A 21054-nucleotide genomic window follows, 5' to 3' on the forward strand; every position below is an offset into this window, starting at 1 on the left:
CCCGGAAGCAAACTTCGGAGTGTCGTTGACGATCCGCCGTGTGGTGGCAATATCACACCGTCATAATCTTCCGCAATATCCGGTTTCGCAGTCCCGTATAGGCTCGTCATGGTTGCAGATCGAGCGGATTATCAGTACGCGCCTTTATGGCCAAGCACTGCACCGACCGTACGGAACATCAATACAATGTCTCCCAATATCGACCAGTTCTGCACGTACGCCACGTCGAGCTGCTCGCTTTCCTCGGCGCTCAGGTCGGAGCGGCCGGAGACCTGCCACGGTCCGGTGATGCCGGGCTTGACGAGCATGCGCATCGCGTAGATGCGGTTGTAGCGCGCGTATTCCTCGGGCAGCGGCGGACGGGGTCCCACGACCGACATGTCGCCGACAAACACGTTGAGGAACTGCGGCAATTCGTCGATCGAGAAGCGGCGGATGAAATGGCCGACCTTGGTGATGCGCGGGTCGTCCTTCATCTTGAAGATGAACCGGTCCTTCTGGCCGGTCTGTTCGGCCAGCTTCGCTTTGAGCTCGTCCGCGTTCACGACCATCGAACGGAACTTGATCATGCGGAACGGCTTGCCGCGCAGGCCGATGCGTTCCTGCGTGTAGAAGATCGGGCCGCCGTCGGTCAGTTTGATCGCGATCGCGACCGGCAGCGTGATGATCAGCGAGCACAGGATCGCGAGCGACGAGACGACGATGTCGAACAGGCGTTTGACGATGCGCGTGGTCACGCCGTACTGGGCGAGACGGATCGTGAGCACCGTCGTGCCCTGGATGGAACGCACCTGGGTCTGGTGGCCGGCCACGTCCACGGACGACGTGATGAGCGCCAGTTCAAGCCCGAGCGATTCCATGCGCACGGAGAAGATGTTAAAGTTGTCGGAGAAGCGGTGCAGCACGTCGCATACCATCACGGTCTGTGCGTCCAGGTTCACGAATCGTTCGGCAAGACCGTGGTCGGCGTATGGGATGACGGGAATCGGGGATCCCCATGATTCGCCGACGATACGGTTCATGGCGTCGATGTCGGGATCGGCCTCGACCAGTCCGGTTTCGGAATCGAGCCGGATCGGGCACACCGCCACCGGACGGTAGTTCAGCTGGTCGCGCCGGGCCAGGAACCGCAGCGTCCTGCCGATGCCCTCGGGCGAGCCGACGATCACCGTGCCGTACGAATACGCGCCCTTGGAGCGGCTGCGCGTGATGATCATGCGGGTGATCACGCGTTCGATGACCGTGGCGAGCCATGCGGAGACGACGATCAACGTCACCCCGCCGAGCGACAGACCCAACCCAAGCACGAAATTCAGCGCGCACAACCCGACCCAGCTCAGCGTCACGCCCTTGAATACAAGCATGTTGAGCTGATAGCCGTCGCCCATCACGTGACGGTGGTATACGCCCGACGCTCTCAAGCACGCGATCCAGATCAGCGCGCCGACCGTCAGATACAGGCTGACGGAAAGGCGGCCGCCCCAACGCCACATCGCAAGATAGCCGGTGGTGCCATGCAGGTTGAGCACACAGGCGCCGGCCAGGATGAACATGGCCGCGTCGCACAGCATGAGCGCGAGATTGATGAAGAACCGCCAGTACAGCACATGCGACAACTGGTTCTGCTGCAGATCGCTTAAACCCGCAAAACCGCCGGACTCGCTCGCGCCCGCGCAACCGCCGCCGGCGCCGCCCTTCGCATATGGCATGCCCATGCCAGTCTCTCCTCTCGCGTTCACGCGTCGACCACACGCGCTCGGAGTTTTATCCTATCGTGTTCAGTGATCGATATGTATGCCGTTTTCGCATCACGGAACCGGTCTCATCCATCGTCGAACGGCTCCGCATCGCCGTATACGGCAGACGACGGTCTTCGGGGGTCGACGCGTTCGCGGTCACGCCGAATATCTTTACTTCCTAATCATCGCTCGACATGCCATAAAATTAAATATTCTCACAAAATATGACAGAAATTAACATGCAGGATGGATGCAAAGGTTTGCATAGACGTGAGGGCGTGGCACAATAGGGTTTATGGTAGCAACAAACGCGGGCCTTCCCGCCACCCCAGCTGATCTGATCAACGTCGACGAAGTCATCGGCAAGTACTACGACCTCGTCCCCGATCCGTCCGTCCCCGAGCAGCGTGTCGTCTTCGGCACCTCTGGCCACCGCGGATCGTCTCTGAAGACCTCGTTCAACGAGGCCCACATCGTCGCCATCTCCCAGGCCATCGCCGAATACCGCAAGAAGGCCGGCGTCACCGGCCCGCTGTACCTCGGCGCCGACACGCACGCGCTGTCCGAACCGGCCAAGAAGACCGCCATCGAGGTCCTCGTCGCCAACGGCGTGCACGTGCGCATCGACTCGCGCGGCGACTTCGTGCCGACCCCGGTCGTCTCGCAGGCCATCCTCACGCACAACCGCGCGGCCGACGGCACCCAGCGCTTCACCGGCGACGGCCTCGCGGACGGCATCGTCGTTACTCCGTCGCACAACCCGCCCACCGACGGCGGCTTCAAGTACGACCCGGTCACCGGCGGCCCGGCCCCGGCCGACGTGACGAACGCGATCGCCGCGCGCGCCAACGAGCTGCTCGGCGACTACAAGAACGTCAAGCGCGTGCCGTACGAGGAGGCCATCAAGTCCGAATACGTCGAGGGCTTCGACTTCCGCGACCACTACGTCTCCGACCTCGGCAACGTGATCGACTTCGACGTGATCCGCAACTCCGGCGTGCGACTGGGCATCGACCCGCTCGGCGGCGCGTCCGTGAACTACTGGCCGCTCATCAACGAAAAGTACGGCCTGAACATCGGCGTCGTGCGCCCCGAGGTCGATCCGACGTGGCGCTTCATGACCATCGACCACGACGGCAAGATCCGTATGGATCCGAGCTCGCCGTACGCGATGAAGGGCCTCGTTGACGAGCTCAACGCCGGCGCGTGGAGCAAGTACGATCTCGTCGGCGGCACCGATCCGGACGCCGACCGTCACGGCATCGTCTGCCCGAACTGGGGCGTGATGAACCCGAACCACTACATCGCCGTGTGCGTCGAATACCTGTTCGGCGGCAACCGTCCGGGCTGGCCGGAGGGAGCGGCCGTCGGCAAGACGCTCGTCTCCTCGTCCCTGATCGACCGCGTGGCCGCGTCGATCGGAGCGAAGGTGCTCGAGGTGCCGGTCGGCTTCAAGTGGTTCGTCGACCCGCTGTTCACCGGCGAGGTCGCGTTCGGCGGCGAGGAGAGCTCCGGCATGAGCTTCCTGCGCAAGGACGGCCGCATCTGGACCACCGACAAGGACGGCCTGATCCCCGACCTGCTGGCCGCCGAGATCACCGCCAAGACCGGCAAGAACCCGGCCCAGCTGCACCAGGAGCAGGTCGAGCGCTTCGGCGAGTCGTGGTACAAGCGCGTCGACACGCCGACCACGTTCGAGCAAAAGCAGAAGTTCGCCAAGCTCACCGGCGACGACGTGACCGCCACGCAGCTCGCGGGCGAGGACATCACCGCCAAGCTGACCGAGGCGCCGGGCAACCACGCCAAGATCGGCGGTCTGAAGGTCACCACCAAGGACAACTGGTTCGCGGCCCGCCCGTCCGGCACCGAGAACATCTACAAGGTGTACGCCGAGTCCTTCGAGTCGCCCGAGGCGCTCGACAAGGTGCTCGCCGAGGCCGAGGACGTCGTGAACAAGGCGCTGGCCTGAGTTTTGCGCCCCTTCTGATCCGAAAGCGCTATAGCCGGCTGGTTTCGCGTGCAACCACGCGAAGCCAGCCGGCTTTTTCCTGCCCTCTGCCGGGCATCGTCGCCAAGCGAACGGGAGCAGACGTCATGTAACCAAACGAAACCAGCAAAAAACGGACGCAAATCAGCCCTCCAGCGTCCGCTTCCCGCTAGGATCCTCATGTCACTATGCGAAAGCGGACACGAATCCGCCCATCAGCGTCCGTTTTCCACCAGAACATCCGTTCTACTGCATGAAAGCGGACGCAAACCAGCCTCTGCCTGATGCCCGCTATGCCGGTCATCAGGCAGACGTGAGCGCAGCACTTATCACATTGCCGCCGGTTTGCTACCGGTATTTGCGCGCCGCACGCCACTTGCTCGCATTGCTCCAGCCCGACCGCCGCGCACCGCTTGACTCGGATTGAGACGTCGCCTTCGGACGTCTGATGAGCTCCAGCCCGTCGCAATCCTCAGGCACCCAGTCGGCATGGTGCATTCGGAAGGCGAGATGCTGCTCATTGCGCGCGGAATACACCATGATCGCCCGACCGTCGCGGATGAGATCGACGATCCGCTCCCATAGCCGATCACGCACTTTCGCACTCACATGACCGACGAACACGCCGGCGGATATCTCCAGCAGCCATCTGGTGAGGTCGCCGCGCAACCCCACAGGACACGCGGTCAGCACGATCACAACCATCGTCGCACGCTCCTTGCGCCGTCACCACTCATCGCCATCGAACTCGTCATTCCCGAATTCATCGGCCCCATACGAAACGCCGGCCGCGACTTCGCCGTCCTTCCCGTCCCACAACCCCACATGGTCGGTTTCCGGCCCATCCTCGCCGGAAGCCTCGCCGCCACCCAGCAATCCGCGGACGTCCCGCACCATGCGCGTCATGATCGACAGATCGTAGACGGCATCCCTCATGCGCCGCCGCGTGGCCGAGCCGATGTCGTCCGGCTGCGTCGCCGTCGTCTCGAACGCGACGGGAATCGACAGTTCCGCCTTGTACAGATCGGCGACATCGTAGACGAACGAACGCTCGTGACCAGCGTGCACGAAGCCGAGTCCAGGCGAACAACCAAGCGCGACGATCGCCGCATGAGCCAACCCGTACAGGCAGGTGTGGGCGGCGGACAGCGCCTTGTTGATGTCGCTGCCCGCCTCGAAGTCGGCATGGTCATAAGTGCGTTTGTCCCATGCCACGCCGGTGCGTGCCGAGCAGTCCCGATACACCCTACGAACCCGCGCCCCTTCGCGCCCGCGCAACTGCTGCATGGTCAGCCGGCCGACATCCTCGTCCGGGAATCGCATCTGGTACATCGAGCGGGCCACCGCCAGCCGAGTCCGCGTGTTCGACACCAGGCGCGCCTGCCGTTGCAGCATCGCGGAGGAGTGCGTCAACGGCTTGCCGAACGCGTACATGCGCACGCCGCGCTCCCCCACCCAGATGACGGTGGCACCGTTTTCCCCGATCACCGTCATCGCCTGATGCGTGACCGACGATCCCGGGCCGAGCATCAGCACGCTCAACGCGGCGGCAGGATCATCCCCGCGTATGCGGGGAACACACTTCGAAAGTGTAGCATTTGCAAGGCAAAACGATGCATTCTTCTCACGTTTTCATTCATTTTCCATCATAGGATGAGTCTGACACGACTAGGTATGGCATGGCTATCCCCTAAATAATGCCTGCAACGCTACACGACTATCCCCGTAAGCCGACGCCTATTTCATTGGTAATCATCGGGAATGATATTCAAACGGTAATCCGCGCAGAAGTCATGCACATGGACTCACTTGCGTGGCATTTCCGCTTAACGACCGGTAAGCAGAAAACGGAAAGTCATATGGGCAGTCGGACAGGGAACTGCAGGGCAAGCCGACATCCAGTTTTTAGCGAACACCAGTCCACAGTTGCTGTCACACACGTCATCCCGCACTTAAAACAACTGCCTCGTGACTCATAGCCCAGACAAATAACAGATAGATAACACATACTCACAGATCTACCAGCGTCCGCTTCCCGCCAGGATCCTCACGCTACTACGCGAAAGCGGACACGAATCCGCCCATCAGTGTCCGCTTCCCACCAAGACACCCGCACAAGTACGCAGAAACGGACGCACACTCGCAGAAACAGGCCAACTCAGAACGAGGGTGGAGGCAGGAACCGGCCCGGAGAACAGATCCGCTCAAATAAATGACCCACCGACGCGGCGCACGATCAGAACGAGACGATCTCGAGGAAACCCCTACCGCCGTTTCAACGCCCGTTGACGACCGAAAAATCACGGAAACGACCCCTTGCGTTACTGTGGCCGTATGACGATTACGGTTTCTACAGACGGATCCGCGCTGGGCAACCCGAACGGCCCGATGGGTTGGGCATGGGCCGATCACGAGGCGCATGCGGGCGGGAGGCCCGGCCACGAACACGGCGGCGACTGCGATGCGGGCGGCGCGACGAACGGCACGAACCAGATCGGCGAGCTGTGCGCGGTGCTCGAGGCGTTGCGCTCGCACCCCGGCGCCGAGCCGCTGGTGATCGAGACCGATTCGCAGTACGCAATCAACTGCTCGACCAAGTGGGTGCACGGCTGGAAGAAGAACGGCTGGAAGAACGCACAGAAGAAGCCCGTGAAGAACGCGGCGCTGATCAAGGCGATCGACGCGGAACTGTCCCGGCGTGCCGGGTCGGTGAAGTTCGTATGGGTCAAAGGGCACGCGGGCAACGCCGGCAACGAGAAGGTCGACGAGCTGGCACGAACGTATGCAGGAGACTGCCGGTCGGGGGTACGTGACGGCTATCTGCCAAAGGAAGGATGGGAGTCGCTGCTCGCATCCGAGTATGCGAAAGGCACGGATGTGCCGGCCGATGCGCGGATGCTGATGGACGGTCTGATTTCCGCGAAGGACTATCACTTGGGACGCGGCGAGGATACGGGAGATGGCGGCGATGTGATCGGACGCGACGAACGTGCTGTGCGTTCCGACGTGGAAGATTTCTCCGCTCCGCTCCGCTCCGGTCGAAATGACAGTAAACGGGCTGGCGGCTTCGGTCGAAATGACAGTGAGCAGAGCGTCGACGTTCCCTCCCCCACTGTCATTTCGAGCGAGCGCAGCGAGTCGAGAAATCTTTCCGGCACCTCAACGCCATCATTGTCATCCGCACACTCGACTGAACCATCTTCGCAACAGCCACCCGCGACGCAGTCCGCATCTTCTCAGCCATCCGCAGCACCGTCATCACAGTCCGTCGCGCAGTCATCCCTGCCGCAACAGTCGCGACCGTCCGGACTCGCGGTGTCCGGTACGCTGCGGTTCACTCCCCCGCCGTCTTCCAGCCCGACCTACGATGGCCAGCCGCGCATGATCAGCGGCTACGTCATGATCGACGGCTACGTGAACGGCGACGGTACGATCACGATCGACAGCGCGCCGTTTCTAGTGCGGCAGTAGGCCGCAGCCGGTCAGGACCGCCCATCGATCATCTACCGGTCGTCCGTCGGCCACAAGTCGCATAACTGATCGTGCCCCGCACATGTCACAAGCATCACACCAAAAACGGGACACAACGTCACAACAAGGAACACATCGGATACACTAGGAAACTAGGCCGAGCGCCGCGCACGAAAGCGACGCGAGGCGAATTTCCCGTCGAAGGAGAGTAGATATGGATAAGGCACAGCAGGATGCGCTGAAGAAGGCGGCCGGTATCGAAGCCGCCAAGCTGATCACCGACGGCATGATCGCGGGTCTCGGCACCGGTTCGACCGTGCGGTTCCTCGTGGACGAGCTCGGCCGTCGCGTCAAGGAGGAGGGTCTCAAGTTCACGGGCGTCACCACCTCCCGCCGCACGCAGGAGCAGGCCGAAGGCTACGGCATCAAGATCGTCGACATCGACGACGTTGACCACATCGACATCACCATCGACGGCGCGGACGAAGTCGACAAGAACTTCAACGGCATCAAGGGCGGCGGCGCGGCCCTGCTGTGGGAGAAGATCGTGGCGACCAACTCCGACAAGATCGTGTGGATCGTGGACGAGTCCAAGGTCGTCGACACCATCGGCAAGTTCCCGCTGCCGGTCGAGGTGATCCCATTCGGCGCCGGCCACGTCATCAAGAAGTTCGAGACGAAGGGCTACAAGCCGACGCTACGTCTCGACGCCGAGGGCAAGCCGGTGCGCACCGACGAGAACAACTACGTGGTCGACCTGCACCTTGAGCGCATCGATCACCCGCAGGATCTGGCCGAGGACCTCATCACCACGGTCGGCGTGGTGGAGCACGGCCTGTTCCTCAACATGGTCGACAAGGTCATCGTGGGCGACCCGAACGGCCCGCGCGTGCTGACCAACTCCAACAAGTGAGTTTGGCGACTGTCCGGTTCCGGTCTTGAGAACAGTCCGGTCGGCTCGAAATCAGTTGGTAAACGGCCGCAACTGAGTCCCTGATACATCGTCGGGATTCGGTTGCGGCCGTTATTCGTACCGGAAACGACCGTAACTCAATGACGGGCACGAGCTGATGCTGAGTTACGGTCTCCGATTCTCCGGCGCATCTCCGTCGCCGTCCGATATACGGCATAGGCATACGGATACGTGTTCAAATATGCAAAAGCCCCTTGCGGAACAATCCGTAAGGGGCTTTCGTGCTGCTCACCGAGTGAGCGAGAAGACTACTTGCGCTGGTGGCGAGTCTTACGCAGCAGTTTGCGGTGCTTCTTCTTGCTCATCCGCTTGCGGCGCTTCTTGATGACCGAACCCATCTCAGCCTCCGTTCCTAAAAGGTCGTAAAGTTTGCAACTTGCCCAATAGTACACGCATTCTGGGACGAATGGTACCGGCGTTCCGCGAGTGCGTGTTCGCGCCCAGCTTTACAGCGGGAACTTCTGGTAGAACCGCTCGACCGCGGCCTTCGCGCCGGTCGCCTGGAAGACGACTGTGTCGTTCTGCCACACGGCGATCGCCTTGTTCTCGTCGTTCGCGTCGGTCTTAGCAGTGTAGCTGCCCTTCTCCTCGCCCGAGACCTTCACCTTGCCCGAACCGAGCTCGGTGCCTTTGAGCGCACCAGTCAGCGCCGTGTACTGGGTCTTCGCGGCGTCGGAGGTCGCCCACTGCGCGACGATCAGCGTCACGTCCTTCGCGTCGTCGCCGGTCGAATACGTGAGCGTGTACTCCTCCAACGGCGACGTGCTGTTCCACGTCGTGCTCGTATCAGCCTTCGTGCGCGCGTAGTTGAGCACCGTATCGGGCATCGCCTTGAGCAGTTCGCTGGCACCGTCCGGCAGCGCGGTCGCCTCGATGCTCGGCGTGGTCGGCTCAGTCTCCTCCTTCTTCTTGCTGTCGGTCGACGACGTATCGGAGCCGCCGTCGGTCGTGGTCGAGGAGGTGCCGCCCGTGGACTGCTGCGCCGTGTTGTTCTTGCTCAGCGCCCAGCCCGGCCAGATGAACGCGGACAGCAGCGCCAGCACGATCACGAGCGCGGCGGCGACCACGACGGCGATCAGTTTGCCATGGGACGGCGATACGGAAGACGATGGTTGAGTGTTCGACATGGCTTAGATTCTCTCACAGCCGCATGACTCGGGGCCGGCGCGGTTCGGGCGATATGTCGGCGAAGATCGATAGCGTCGAAGCATGGCGAAGACCTCTGTGCAATACCTGTGTTCCGAATGCGGCTGGAGCGGCACGAAATGGTACGGGCGCTGCCCCGAATGCGGCCAGTGGGGCACCATCGAGGAGTTCCGCGAGCCGAGGGCCGCCGCCACGGGCGTAGGAGCGGGCGGCGGGCGCGGCGGTGCCGGCAACCGCACCGCCGCGCCCGGTCGCACTGCACGGACCACTCCCGGCGCGGTGCCGGCCCAGTCCGCCGCACGTCCAATCACGCAGATCGACACCGACACAGTCACCCGTATCCCCACCGGATTCGGCGAGTTCGACCGCGTGCTCGGCGGCGGGATCGTACCCGGCTCGGTCGTGCTGATCGCCGGCGAGCCGGGCATCGGCAAGTCGACATTGCTGTTGGAGACGGCCGGCAACATCGCTCGGTCCGTCCGTCCCGCCGCCCAATCCGTTCTCTACATCTCCGGCGAGGAGTCGCTCGCGCAGGTGCGGCTGCGCGCCACGCGCATCAACGCGGTCGAACCGAACCTGCTGCTCGCCTCAACCACCGATCTGGCGACCGCACTGGGACTGATCGAGCAGGAACGACCGGCGCTGGCGATCGTCGATTCGGCGCAGACCATCGTTTCGCAGGACGTCGATGGCATCTCGGGCGGCTCCACGCAGGTGCGCGAGGTCGCGAGCGCACTGATCGACACCGCGAAAAGCCTTGACGTGCCGGTGTTTCTGGTCGGACACGTGACCAAGGACGGGTCGATCGCCGGACCGCGTACACTCGAGCATCTCGTGGACGTGGTGTGTCAGTTCGAGGGCGATTCGCAGACCGCGCTGCGCATGTTGCGCGCGGTGAAGAACCGCTTCGGACCGACCGACGAGGTTGGCTGCTTCGACATGAGCGGCGAGGGAATCGAGGAAGTGGCCGATCCGTCCGGGCTGTTTTTGTCGGCGTCCGGCGCGGGTGTGGGCGCGGACGGCAAGCCTGAGCCGCCGGTCGAGGGCACGTGCGTGACATTCACGTTGGACGGACACCGCAGTCTGCCGATCGAAGTGCAGTCGCTGGTGACGAGTTCGGTGCTGCCGACGCCGCGCCGCGCGGTCAACGGCGTGGATTCCAACCGGATCGCGATGCTCACGGCCGTGCTGTACCGTCACGGGAAGGTGAATCTGCTGGCGAACGACCTGTATGTGTCGACAATCGCGGGCGGGCTGGCGAAGGAGCCGGCGTGTGATCTGGCGATCGTGGCCGCGTTGGCGAGCGCCGCGAAGTCGAAGGCGATCGCGCGTACGACTTGCGCGATCGGCGAGATTTCGCTGACCGGACAGGTGCGGCCGGTGCCGCGGCTGGAGTATCGGCTGCGTGAGGCGGCGCGGTTGGGATTCACGACGGCCGTGGTACCGCCGCTGCGCAAGAAAGCCACCATTGCCGGATTGCGGATCGTCGAGGTGAGTTCGCTGCGTGACGCATTGGCTGCGTTGGGACTGTGAACTTGCGTTGGATCGCATGATGCCGGATTGTGAAACAATGCGTGAAACGGGATTGCCGATGACACGGAACTGTATGACAGGAGGATGTATGGCTGAATACGATGGCACGGCTGCGAACGATGGCCGCGATTTCGCTGAGTGGGCAGCGCGGTACTCGCAGCGGACGAACCGTTCGCTGGCCGGTGCGCGAATCGCATTGCCGACGACGGCTGACAACGACGGCGACGATACGATGTACACGTTCGCCATGCAAACAGACGACCACGATGATGCCGAGCAAACGTATACGTTCGCCGCACAAGCCGCGCAATGGGGCATGATCGTCGATCGTAAATCCGTCGACGGCGGTATTCCGGCGAACAACAACGTGGCAGACGCGAGGGAGCTATCGGGTAAGGATGCGATCGATTATGCCGAGCGGCATATGACGGTGCTGCGCACGCTGATGGCACAACTGCGCAAAACCGTTGATTTTACAGGCGTCCGCATCGCAGTGTGCCTTGTATTAGAACCGAAAACCGCGGTGCTGCTGCGGCAGCTCAAGGCCGCCGGCGCCACGGTGGGCGTGTTCGCGGACCCGTCCGAAACCGACCAGCGCGTCGCCGACCAGCTCACCAGTGAAGGCATCGCCGTCGAAGCAAACGTATGCTGGACGCCCGAGCAGACACAGGCCGGCGCGCTGCGTCTGTTGGACACGATCCGACCACAGATCATCATCGACGACGGCGCGAGCTTCGCCCGTCTCGCCGCCGCCGAACGACCGGAACTACTGCGCGACCTGATCGGCGTGGCCGAGGAGACGACCAGCGGCGTACGCGCGTTCCAAGCCATGCAGGACGCGGGCGCGCTCGACTTCCCGGTGATCGCGGTCAATGACAGCGTACTCAAAACCGGCTTCGACAACGAGCACGGCACCGGCGAAACCTGCGTGACGACCATGCAGGAATTGCTCGGCGCGCACTGTTTCGACGATACGAACGTCGCCGTGATCGGCTACGGTCCGGTCGGACGCGGATTCGCGCGACGCGTGCGCGCGCTGGGTGCGAACGTCGTCATCTGCGATACCGATCCAGTTGCCGCGCTCAAGGCCGTGTTCGACGGGTTCGCCGCGCAGGATATCGATGATGCGGTAGCAAACGCTCGCATCGTCGTGTCCGCAACCGGTGTACGGCATACGATCGCAGTCGAACACATGCGGCTTATGCACAGCGGCACGGTACTGTCGGTGATCGGCGGCATCGCCAACGAGATCGCACTGGACGACATTCCCGGATTCCGTCATGACAACGCTCGCACGATCAGCGAGATCAGCGTGCCGGATGGCCCGACGCTTACGCTGCTCGCCGAGGGCGACGGCGTCAACTACACGGCCGGCGGCGGCAATCCGATCGAAATCATGGATCTGAGTTTCGCCGTGCAGTCGAGCGCCGTCGCACGGCTGCTCGAGTCGCGCGCAACCGCCGGCGATCAGCTCGCGCCTGGCCTACATCGCCTCGATGCGGCATCAGACCGCCGCATCGCGCAGGTCGCGCTGCACACACGCGGATTCGCCGCCAGCCATGCCGTCGCCGACAACGGCTACGACTGGCAGCTCACTCGTTTCGCCGACATACAGTAGCGGAACAATCGCCCGCCGCTCCAGATCCATGTCATCTCGAGCGAAGGCGAAGCCGGAGTCGAGAGATCTTTCAGTGTCTGCGCAAGATTTCTCGACTCCGCTGCGCTCCGCTCGAAATGACAGGCAAACAACAGACACGCCATCGCCCAATCAAAATGACAGGCAACAACAGGCACACCATCGCCCGATCGAAATGACAAGTAGGCATCGCATCCTGTGGCGAACGTAATCATCGACATGGGTTCCGCACGTCAGCCATCCCCAACCGGTATAACTGAACCATGACCACAACCGACGATTTCGACCCGCTGTATGCGGCCGCGCACCCGGCACCGCTTAACGAGGTCACGCTGTACAGTGCGCCGCTGATCATTCCCGTCACCGGACCGGTGATCATGGACGGCGCGATCGCCGTGGCCGGCAGCCGCGTGGTGCATGTCGGCACACGCCGCTGGGTACTTGACACACTCAAGCAGGACATGGCTGCGAACGCTCGCATCGACGAGCATCATTGGCACGGCATCATCACGCCCGGCCTGATCAACGCGCATACGCACCTGCAATACACGAACATGGCCGAGGTCGGCCGCGACACGTACACGAGTTTCCGCGACTGGGAACTCGGCTTCAACCCGGTGTACGAGCGGCTGTGCGAGGAAGGCGATTGGAAGGCGTCCGCCGAGCAGGGCGCGCGCATGATGGTCGAGGCGGGCACCACCGCCGCAGCCGACATCGTGACCGACCCGGAGGCGGCGGGCGCGCTCGCTTCGCAGGGTATGCATGGCGTGGCGTACTGGGAAGTGATGGATTGGCATAACGACGACTGGCGCAAGGTCGGCGTGCGCGAGCTCGTGCGGCATCTGGGACGCATGCGTGCCGAGGATCTGCCGAGCGTGGGTATCAGCCCGCACGCGCCGTACACGCTGGAAACCGCGCCGTTCGTGGATTTGCCGGACATCGCGCGCCAGCTCGACATGCGTCTGCACATCCACCTTGCGGAGACGCCGATGGAGGCTGGCACGCACGGCAGCGAAGGCACACTGTCGACGTATTCGGCCGCTTCGTGGCGCGACGAGGACTGGTCAAGCTACCAGCAGCTCAAGGACGCGGGGCTTGGCGCATCCGCGATCCAGTTCCTCGACCAGCTCGGCTCGCTCGGCCCGGACGTGCATATCGCGCACGGCGTGTGGGCGGACGCGGAGGACCGTCGCATCCTGCGCCAGCGCGGCGTGGGCGTAGCGTTGTGCCCACGATCGAACCGGATCACCGTGACCGGTCGGGACGCGCCGATCCGCGAGTATCTGGAGGAGGGCAACCTGCTGGCGGTCGGCACGGATTCGCTGTCGAGTTCGCCGAGTCTGGACGTGCTCGACGATGTGGCGATGCTGTACGATCTGGCCCGCGAGCAGGGATATGCCGGCGCCGATCTGACGCATCGGCTGATCCGCATGATGACGCTCGGCGGCGCACAGGAACTCGGCATGCACGTCGGCGCGGGACGCATCGGACAGATCAACGCGGGCGCGATGGCCGACCTCGCATTCTTCGACGTGCCGGTGTATGTGGCCACGCCGCGCGGCATCGAGGACACGCTCGAGGAGCTGGTGCGCCACGGCGCGGGCACGAATCGCGCCACCGTCATCTCCGGCCGCGTCGTCTACAACAACGGCGCGTTCTGAAAGGAACCAACATGAGTGTTGCACTGGAAAATATGAGCGAATATGCGCGTTCCGTGGTGGAACGGCTTGGACTGGAGGCGCACCCGGAAGGCGGCTGGTACACGCGCGACTGGCAGGCGCCGGCGACCGACGCCGCGTCCGGTCGTCCGCTTGCGTCGCTGATCTACTTCCTGCTGGCGGAAGGCGACGCGAGCGCCTGGCACAAGGTCGACGCGGACGAGATCTGGCTGTGGCACGGGCCGGCGACCGTCACGTTGGAACTCGGCGGCAGCGGCGATCAGCCGGCCGATGATCCGACCGAAGTCCAGACGATCGTTCTCGGTTCCGGCATCGCGGATGCCGGCGAGCGCGGCGATCGCACCACCGACGATCAGCCGGTCGGCCACGCGATCGTCCCGGCCGGCGTGTGGCAGCGCACCGTTCCCGGCCGCGGCGACGCCCTCGTCTCCTGCGTCGTCTCCCCCGGCTTCACGTTCGACGGCTTCACGCTGCAGTAGCACTCAGCCGCAGTGGCGGAACACGCCCGGTGACGGGCACCGCACCGGGCGTGTTCCGCCACTGCGAACCGCGCCCGATAGCGCGCTATAGATAATCGCGATAGGCCGAGACGCGCGGCGGTAGCGGGAATACCTTAGAATTGGCGCTGATGCGCCAAAACCGCCATGCGCATATTCGCAACATATTCGCAAGAGGGTGGCCAGCCGGTCGGAATCGACCGCGCGGCGCACATCTGTTCAATAAGGAGAGGAAACCATGTTCAACAAGAACGGCATCATTCGCGCAGCCGTCGCGACCGCCAGCGTCATCGCGCTCGCGTTCTCCGCAGCCTGCGGTACGTCCAGCAACGGCAACGACACCAATTCCAACGCCGACAGCTCCGACATCACGCAGCAGACCGTCACCCCCGGCACGCTCACCATCGCGACCGGCGACCCGGCGTACGAGCCGTGGGTCATGAACGACAAGCCGGAGTCCGGCGAGGGCTTCGAGGCCGCGCTGGCCTACGCCGTGGCCGACAAGCTCGGCTTCAAGAAGGACAACGTGAAGTGGATTCGCACCACGTTCGACTCGGCCATCGCCCCGGGCGCCAAGGACTGGGATCTCAACATCCAGCAGTTCGGCATCACCGACGAGCGCAAGCAGGCCGTCGACTTCTCGTCCGGCTACTACAAGGACACGCAGTCGGTCGTCGTGAAGAAGGACGGCAAGTTCGCGTCCGCGACGTCGCTCGCCGATCTCAAGGACGCCGTGATCGGCGTGATGGTCGGCACGCAGGCGTACACGATCGTCAAGGACAAGATCAAGGACGACATCCAGACGTTCAACGACGACGCCTCGCTCGCTCAGGCGCTTGAGGCCGGCCAGATCGACGCGCTCGTGACCAACACGGTCGAGAGCGTGTACATGGTTCAGTCCGAACAGGTCAAGGACGCCAAGGTACTCGGCCGCATCGCCGGCTCCGAGGACAAGGACGGCCTGGGCATCGTGCTGCCGAAGGATTCCAAGCTCACCGCGGCCGTCACCAAGGCCGTGGACGATCTGAACGCGGACGGCACGCTCAAGCAGCTGCAGGACAAGTGGCTGGCCGAGTACACCACCGACCTGACCGAGCTGAAGTAGGCCGAACCGGTTCGCCCACTGCAATAGAATCACTACTATGGTCGATTCGCAAACTTCGCAAGACCTCGCCACCGATGCGGCCGCAACGCCGCCGGTGAGCGAGGTCGAACTTTCTCGCCGTGCATACCGACGTCAGCAACAGCTCAAGTCGGTTGTCACGAGTCTTATCAGCACGATCGTGCTGGCTGTCATCGTCGTGGTCGGGCTGCAGCTGTCGCCCGGCTGGCCGCGCGTCAAGCAGACGTTCTTCTCCGCCGAATACTTCGCGAAATCGTTCCCCGAGGTGCTCGACGGCCTGTGGCTGAACCTTAAGGTGCTGGTCGTCGCGGTGATCGGCGTTGCGATCTTCGCCACGCTGATCGCGCTCGTGCGTACGAGCAAAAGCCCGGTCATGTTCCCGTTGCGAGCGTTGGCAGCGATCTACACGACCGTCATGCGCGGCATCCCGATGATCGTCATCCTGTATCTGATCGGCTTCGGCATCCCGGGCCTCGGCCTGACCAAGCAGCGCATCGACCCGTCGCTGCTCGGTACGATCGCCGTGATCATGGGCTACAGTGCATACGTTGCCGAAGTGCTGCGCGCCGGCTTCAACGACGTGCATCCCTCACAGCGTGCGTCCGCACGCTCGCTGGGACTGACGGCCGGGCAGACGACGTGGCTGGTAGTCGTGCCGCAGGCGTTGCGCAAGGTCGCGCCCGCGCTGATGAACGACTTCATCTCGATGCAGAAGGACGTGGGCCTGATCTCCGTGCTGGGCGCGGTGGACGCGGTGCGTGCGGCGCAGATCGAGGTGGCAAGCTCGTACAACTTCACGCCGTACGTGGTGGCGAGCCTGCTGTTCATTCTGATGAGCGTACCGTTCATCCTGCTCAACGACTGGTATTCGGAACGGTTGCGCAAGCGTGAGCAGAGCGGAGGCACGGTATGAGCGGGATGAATGACATGAACAGCAACAGCGAACGTATTCAGACGGCTGGCGACGCGACTGCTCCCGGCGGCGATGGCACCGCCGCCATCGCCGAGCCGAGTGGACTGGTCACATCCACTCCCCTGCCGGTGCTGCGGCTTGACAACATTCGCAAGTCGTACGGTTCCACGCAGGTGTTGCGCGGCATCTCGTTCGATATCAAACCGCACGAGGTCGTCGCGCTGCTCGGCCCGTCCGGCTCCGGCAAGTCCACGCTCATGAAGTGCGTGAACCTGCTCGAACAAGTCGATGACGGGCAGATCTGGCTGGGCGACACCGACATCACCGACCCGCGGGAGAACCAGGACAAGATCCGCGCACGCGTGGGCGTCGTGTTCCAGCAGTTCAACCTGTTCCCACACATGACGGTGCTCAAGAACGTCACGCTGGCGGCGATCAAGGTGCATCACTGGGAGCGCGGCCGGGCCGAGGCTCGTGCGCTGGAGCTGCTCGACCGCATCGGCATGCGCGCGAAGGCCGGCGCGTATCCGGACCAGCTGTCGGGCGGACAGCAGCAGCGCGTGGCGATCGCGCGTGCACTGATGACCGATCCGGAACTGCTGCTGCTCGACGAGATCACGTCGGCGCTGGATCCGATGCTCGTGGGCGAAGTGCTGAGCATGGTCGCCGAGTTGAAGTCGCAGGGTACGACGATTCTGATGGCCACGCACGAGATGAGTTTCGCGCATGATGCGGCCGATCGCGTGGTGCTGTTGCGACGCGGCGTGATCGCGGAGAACGGTACGCCGCGCGAGGTGATGGACGAGTCCGAGGATCCGGAGACGCGCGAGTTCTTCGCTCACTTCAGGCACTGAATCAGCAGCCGGCGGGGCAATCCTCCCGATTCCTTATACAAGTTGCCCCGCTGGGAGTGATCTCAGCGGGGCAACTTCATGATGACTTCGGCGCAACGACGCGCGATCGTGCCGTTCGGGTCATGCGGTCAGACGCTTGGTCTCCTCGACGTTGCGGCCGAGTTCGGCCACAAGGGCGTCGGCCGAATCGAACTTGACCTGCGGACGCAGGAATCCGGCGAATTCAACGCGCACACGGTGACCGTACAGCTCCAGCCAGTCATCAGTGATCGCATACGCCTCAACCACGCGCTCGTGCAGTCCGGTCGTTTCGCTGAACGTCGGCTTCGTGCCGATCGAAATCGCGGCCGGCCAACGCCACGGCGATCCGTCCGCGATACGCGCCTTGTCGTCGGAAGCAACGCGATCGGCCGATGCACCGTCGCCATTCGCATCAGCCGGCCCCATATCGACCAGCCAGCCCGCGTACACGCCGTCGACCGGCAGGTAGCCGCGCACCGTCGCCTCGTCCAGATTCGCGGTCGGGAAGCCGATCGTGCGGCCGCGCTCCTCGCCGTGTACCACAGTGCCCTCGATCGCATGACGGTGGCCAAGAATCTCGTTCGCCGCGACGATACGGCCCTGGCTCAACAGGTACCGCACGTTCGTGGAGCTCCACGTGCGCTGCAGCTTGGCCTGATGCTTCTTGCTCCACGCACGCAGCTCGGCCTTGCTCATCGCCGCGAATGGATCGGCCGGCTCGCCCCACTCGGCCGGCATCTGCGGCTCGGCATTGGCCGGAATACGCACATGGCCCGGGCCTCGATCGTCCACCACGTCCAGCTCGAAGACACCGGTAGCGGCGGACAGCGTGGAAATCGCTTTCACATCGCCTGCGCGATCTTTGCCCATCGCCGCATCCTGACCGAGCACAAGCGTGCGCATGCCAAGCTTGCCGACCATCTGGCCAAGGAAGAAACGGTACGATTTCGCTGCGAACCCGAGCGTGTAGCGCACGATCAGCACATGGTCGACGCCAAGCTCGCGCATGAAGCGCAGTCGCTCGTCGATGGTGGTAAGCGCTTGCGTATCGTGCACGTCGTCGCCCGGTTCGGTGCCGTTGTGCGCGGCCGCGTAGCCGTGCACGAGGCCGGGGCGCGGATCGAACAGCACAACGACCGAGAACGCGTCGAACTTCTTCGCCAGCTCGACCGTGCGGCCGATCACCGCCTGATGGCCGCGGTGCATGCCGTCGAACACGCCAACCGTCACGACGGATTTCCTGTCGTTGCTTAAGGTCGGCCAGTCGACCAGTCCTGTCGGATCGGGGGTGAGTCGGGTGATGTTCATATAGTCCTCGTTCCAGTGTGTCTTACGCGGTTTCATCGCAACGGCATGTGCGTTGTTTTGCGGCATGCGGTGCGGGTGCGGACGTTCCTATGACAGTGTACCCATCGATCAGTCGGCGTGGAAGACGACGATGGGCTTGGCCTCGCCGCGTTTGGCACGGTCGATGATGGCGGCCACGTCGCCAGCGCGCGGGTCGCCGGACGGGTCGGGCACGTAGGCGGCGGTCGGTTCGTGAATATCGTAGGGAATACGCCGGCCGAAACGCAGGTCGACCGCATCCTCGGCAGTGATTGCGAGCGTTGGCATCGCGGCACGCACCGATTCGATCATCGTCATCGTGTACGAGGCCAGCAGCTCGTCTCCGGTCACGTCGAGCACCGCACGATTGCGGGTCACCGTCTCGCCAGCGCGGTTCGTGAACGTGCGGGATTCGGTGTGCGCGGTGACTACGTTTGCTGCGGTCACATCGAACCGACCGACGCGCGTGCGCCGCAGCCGGGTCAGGTATCCGCCGCAGCCGAGCAGCTCGCCGAGATCACGTCCGAGCGCGCGGATGTACGTACCGGACGAGCAGCTCACGCGCACGTCGAGATCGATTACCGGAACCATATCCGGCCCCGTCGCTGACGTAGACCTGTGATCGTCGATTACCGGCGCCACGTCCGGCTCATCCGACGTCGCATCGAGATCGGCGACTAACGGCCCGTCGGTACGCGCGGCATCGGTGAACCCGACGCGCATGTCGAGCACGTCGAACGCATGGATCGTGACCGGGCGTGCCTTGAGCTCGACCTCCTTGCCGTCGCGGGCGAGATCGTAGGCCCGCTGGCCGTTGATTTTGATCGCGGAGAACGTGTTCGGGACCTGTTCTATCGGGCCGGTGAGATGCTCGGCGATGGCGCGTTCGATCAGATCACGCGTGACGGATGCGGGGAAGGAAAGATCTCTCGACTCCGCCGTACTCCGCTCGAGATGACAAGAGGGATCCATGCTCACGCCAAGAGAATCGGGGACAATGTTGACTGGACGTCCGTTGCCATCGATCAGCTCGCCGTCGGCGTCGTCGGTGGTGGTGCGGCGGCCGAGCCGGATCGTCGCCTCGTACGTTTTGTCGTGGTCGACGATGTAGTTGAGCAATCGCGTCGCGTTGCCGAATCCGATGACGAGCACGCCGGTGGCCATCGGGTCGAGCGTGCCCGCATGACCGACTTTCTTCGTGTGCAATGCACCGCGGACGGCTGCGACCAGATCGTGACTGGTCACGCCCTGCGGCTTGTCGATGACGAGCAGTCCGGACGGCTGGGACTGGTGCTGCGGTTGCGCGGGCATAGGTTACCTCGATGATGGATGATGCGGATGTGTGATGCTACGGCATAGACGTATCCCACCCTGTCATTTCGAGCGAGGCAAAGCCGAGCCGAGAAATCTTTCTAGGCGACATGACGGCACAAAGATTTCTCCACTCGCTAACGCTCGGTCGAAATGACAGAGTGGGGTACCACGCTACGTGTGAAATGACAGGAGCAATCAGGCGTCGGCGTCGCCGTCTTCGACGGTCACCTCGTCGTTGTCATACTCGTCGTCTTCATAATCATCATCCTCGAAATCATCGTCGTCGTACTCGTCGGCGTCATCCGACTCGTCGCGTTCCTCGGGATGCTTGTACGGATCGGACTCGCCGGCGTACTGGGCGGTTTCGCGGGCGCGGGCCAGCTCTTCGTCGCGCTTGCGGGCGACGGCAAGGATGTCCTCGATCTCGGTGGCCTCGCCGGGCACCTCGTCGAAGATGAACTGCAATTGCGGGGTCAGTCGCAGGCCGGCCTTCGCTCCGACAAGCGAGCGCAGACGGCCCTTGGCCTGTTCGAGCGCCTGCTTGGCACGCTTGCGTTCGCCGTCCTCGTGGCCTTCGTGGCCGAGCTGCGTCCAGTAGATCTTGGCGATCTGCAGATCGTTGGTGACGCGCACTTCGGTGATGGTCACGTTCGCGAGGCGCTTGTCGTGCAGCTGCGCCTCCATGTTGGACGCGATGACGCGCTGGATGAGCGCGGCGATACGGGCCGCACGCGGGTTGGTTCCGGGCATAATGGTTCCTTTTCTATCTCACAGGGATCAGTCAATACGTGTGCTCGTACTATATTCGCATATCCCCTACTCGACCGGGAGCGGCATGCTGT

18 protein-coding genes are annotated in these 21054 nt (G+C 63.4%); 10 read left to right on the forward strand and 8 right to left on the reverse strand.

The window, feature by feature from the left end; translation table 11 throughout:
* Positions 1-131 precede the first annotated feature (131 nt).
* Positions 132-1715: a sugar transferase gene (locus tag JS541_RS01060; RefSeq protein ID WP_240539193.1), complete on the reverse strand. Its 1584-nt coding sequence runs from the start codon at positions 1713-1715 to the stop codon at positions 132-134.
* Between the two features lie 319 nt (positions 1716-2034).
* On the opposite strand from JS541_RS01060, the gene pgm reads away from it, so the two are divergent.
* On the forward strand, positions 2035-3708 hold the full coding sequence (pgm, locus tag JS541_RS01065; protein ID WP_214372468.1) for a phosphoglucomutase (alpha-D-glucose-1,6-bisphosphate-dependent): 1674 nt from the start codon (positions 2035-2037) through the stop codon (positions 3706-3708).
* 366 nt (positions 3709-4074) lie between these two features.
* On the opposite strand, the gene cas2e is transcribed toward pgm, so the two are convergent.
* Together cas2e and cas1e are read right to left on the reverse strand one after the other, a co-directional pair.
* Positions 4075-4431 (reverse strand): type I-E CRISPR-associated endoribonuclease Cas2e, encoded by a 357-nt coding sequence (gene cas2e / locus JS541_RS01070; RefSeq protein WP_214372469.1) that lies wholly within the window; start codon positions 4429-4431, stop codon positions 4075-4077.
* 21 nt (positions 4432-4452) lie between these two features.
* Positions 4453-5295 carry a type I-E CRISPR-associated endonuclease Cas1e gene (gene cas1e / locus JS541_RS01075; protein WP_214372756.1) on the reverse strand — a complete coding sequence of 281 codons (843 nt, stop codon included), beginning with the start codon at positions 5293-5295 and terminating at the stop codon, positions 4453-4455.
* 765 nt (positions 5296-6060) lie between these two features.
* On the opposite strand from cas1e, the gene JS541_RS01080 reads away from it, so the two are divergent.
* Together JS541_RS01080 and rpiA are read left to right on the forward strand one after the other, a co-directional pair.
* Positions 6061-7197: a ribonuclease H gene (locus JS541_RS01080; RefSeq protein ID WP_214372470.1), complete on the forward strand. Its 1137-nt coding sequence runs from the start codon at positions 6061-6063 to the stop codon at positions 7195-7197.
* 214 nt (positions 7198-7411) lie between these two features.
* Positions 7412-8110, forward strand: a complete 699-nt coding sequence (gene rpiA, locus JS541_RS01085; RefSeq protein WP_214372471.1) for a ribose-5-phosphate isomerase RpiA — start codon at positions 7412-7414, stop codon at positions 8108-8110.
* Positions 8111-8418: 308 nt separating this feature from the next.
* On the opposite strand, the gene JS541_RS01090 is transcribed toward rpiA, so the two are convergent.
* Together JS541_RS01090 and JS541_RS01095 are read right to left on the reverse strand one after the other, a co-directional pair.
* A complete protein-coding gene (locus JS541_RS01090) occupies positions 8419-8508 on the reverse strand; it encodes an AURKAIP1/COX24 domain-containing protein (RefSeq protein WP_004268639.1) in 90 nt (29 codons plus the stop codon).
* 108 nt (positions 8509-8616) lie between these two features.
* Positions 8617-9297, reverse strand: coding sequence for a hypothetical protein (locus tag JS541_RS01095; protein WP_214372472.1), 681 nt, complete (start codon positions 9295-9297; stop codon positions 8617-8619).
* Between the two features lie 82 nt (positions 9298-9379).
* Here JS541_RS01095 and radA point away from each other — a divergent pair, with 82 nt between their 5' ends.
* From radA to JS541_RS01130, 7 genes are all read left to right on the forward strand, one after another.
* The gene (gene radA / locus JS541_RS01100) at positions 9380-10849 is read left to right on the forward strand and encodes a DNA repair protein RadA (RefSeq protein WP_214372473.1); all 1470 of its coding nucleotides are present in this window, start codon (positions 9380-9382) and stop codon (positions 10847-10849) included.
* A gap of 88 nt (positions 10850-10937) precedes the next feature.
* On the forward strand, positions 10938-12467 hold the full coding sequence (locus tag JS541_RS01105) for an adenosylhomocysteinase (RefSeq protein WP_214372474.1): 1530 nt from the start codon (positions 10938-10940) through the stop codon (positions 12465-12467).
* Between the two features lie 281 nt (positions 12468-12748).
* Positions 12749-14146: an amidohydrolase family protein gene (locus tag JS541_RS01110; protein WP_214372476.1), complete on the forward strand. Its 1398-nt coding sequence runs from the start codon at positions 12749-12751 to the stop codon at positions 14144-14146.
* 11 nt (positions 14147-14157) lie between these two features.
* Complete coding sequence (locus tag JS541_RS01115; protein WP_214372478.1) at positions 14158-14643, forward strand: cupin domain-containing protein; 486 nt, start codon at positions 14158-14160, stop codon at positions 14641-14643.
* Between the two features lie 256 nt (positions 14644-14899).
* Positions 14900-15766, forward strand: a complete 867-nt coding sequence (locus tag JS541_RS01120) for an ABC transporter substrate-binding protein (protein WP_214372480.1) — start codon at positions 14900-14902, stop codon at positions 15764-15766.
* 37 nt (positions 15767-15803) lie between these two features.
* Complete coding sequence (locus JS541_RS01125; protein ID WP_214372482.1) at positions 15804-16697, forward strand: amino acid ABC transporter permease; 894 nt, start codon at positions 15804-15806, stop codon at positions 16695-16697.
* A gap of 104 nt (positions 16698-16801) precedes the next feature.
* Positions 16802-17551, forward strand: coding sequence for an amino acid ABC transporter ATP-binding protein (locus JS541_RS01130; protein WP_236036851.1), 750 nt, complete (start codon positions 16802-16804; stop codon positions 17549-17551).
* 120 nt (positions 17552-17671) lie between these two features.
* On the opposite strand, the gene JS541_RS01135 is transcribed toward JS541_RS01130, so the two are convergent.
* From JS541_RS01135 to rbfA, 3 genes are all read right to left on the reverse strand, one after another.
* A complete protein-coding gene (locus JS541_RS01135) occupies positions 17672-18880 on the reverse strand; it encodes a riboflavin kinase (RefSeq protein ID WP_214372484.1) in 1209 nt (402 codons plus the stop codon).
* A gap of 108 nt (positions 18881-18988) precedes the next feature.
* A complete protein-coding gene (locus JS541_RS01140; RefSeq protein ID WP_214372486.1) occupies positions 18989-20209 on the reverse strand; it encodes a tRNA pseudouridine(55) synthase TruB in 1221 nt (406 codons plus the stop codon).
* A gap of 198 nt (positions 20210-20407) precedes the next feature.
* Entirely contained in the window at positions 20408-20962 is a 555-nt protein-coding gene (gene rbfA / locus JS541_RS01145; RefSeq protein ID WP_214372487.1) for a 30S ribosome-binding factor RbfA, read from the reverse strand.
* Positions 20963-21054: the final 92 nt, after the last annotated feature.

Source organism: Bifidobacterium sp. SO1 (assembly GCF_018555335.1).
In the GTDB taxonomy this organism is placed as follows: Bacteria; Actinomycetota; Actinomycetes; order Actinomycetales; family Bifidobacteriaceae; genus Bifidobacterium; species Bifidobacterium simiiventris.

Coding starts and splice junctions, on each gene's coding strand:
- JS541_RS01060 (WP_240539193.1), bottom strand. CDS start 1,715: ATGGGCATGCCATATGCGAAGGGCGGCGCCGGCGGCGGTTGCGCGGGC.
- pgm (WP_214372468.1), top strand. CDS start 2,035: ATGGTAGCAACAAACGCGGGCCTTCCCGCCACCCCAGCTGATCTGATC.
- cas2e (WP_214372469.1), bottom strand. CDS start 4,431: ATGGTTGTGATCGTGCTGACCGCGTGTCCTGTGGGGTTGCGCGGCGAC.
- JS541_RS01080 (WP_214372470.1), top strand. CDS start 6,061: ATGACGATTACGGTTTCTACAGACGGATCCGCGCTGGGCAACCCGAAC.
- rpiA (WP_214372471.1), top strand. CDS start 7,412: ATGGATAAGGCACAGCAGGATGCGCTGAAGAAGGCGGCCGGTATCGAA.
- JS541_RS01090 (WP_004268639.1), bottom strand. CDS start 8,508: ATGGGTTCGGTCATCAAGAAGCGCCGCAAGCGGATGAGCAAGAAGAAG.
- JS541_RS01095 (WP_214372472.1), bottom strand. CDS start 9,297: ATGTCGAACACTCAACCATCGTCTTCCGTATCGCCGTCCCATGGCAAA.
- radA (WP_214372473.1), top strand. CDS start 9,380: ATGGCGAAGACCTCTGTGCAATACCTGTGTTCCGAATGCGGCTGGAGC.
- JS541_RS01105 (WP_214372474.1), top strand. CDS start 10,938: ATGGCTGAATACGATGGCACGGCTGCGAACGATGGCCGCGATTTCGCT.
- JS541_RS01110 (WP_214372476.1), top strand. CDS start 12,749: ATGACCACAACCGACGATTTCGACCCGCTGTATGCGGCCGCGCACCCG.
- JS541_RS01115 (WP_214372478.1), top strand. CDS start 14,158: ATGAGTGTTGCACTGGAAAATATGAGCGAATATGCGCGTTCCGTGGTG.
- JS541_RS01120 (WP_214372480.1), top strand. CDS start 14,900: ATGTTCAACAAGAACGGCATCATTCGCGCAGCCGTCGCGACCGCCAGC.
- JS541_RS01125 (WP_214372482.1), top strand. CDS start 15,804: ATGGTCGATTCGCAAACTTCGCAAGACCTCGCCACCGATGCGGCCGCA.
- JS541_RS01135 (WP_214372484.1), bottom strand. CDS start 18,880: ATGAACATCACCCGACTCACCCCCGATCCGACAGGACTGGTCGACTGG.
- JS541_RS01140 (WP_214372486.1), bottom strand. CDS start 20,209: ATGCCCGCGCAACCGCAGCACCAGTCCCAGCCGTCCGGACTGCTCGTC.
- rbfA (WP_214372487.1), bottom strand. CDS start 20,962: ATGCCCGGAACCAACCCGCGTGCGGCCCGTATCGCCGCGCTCATCCAG.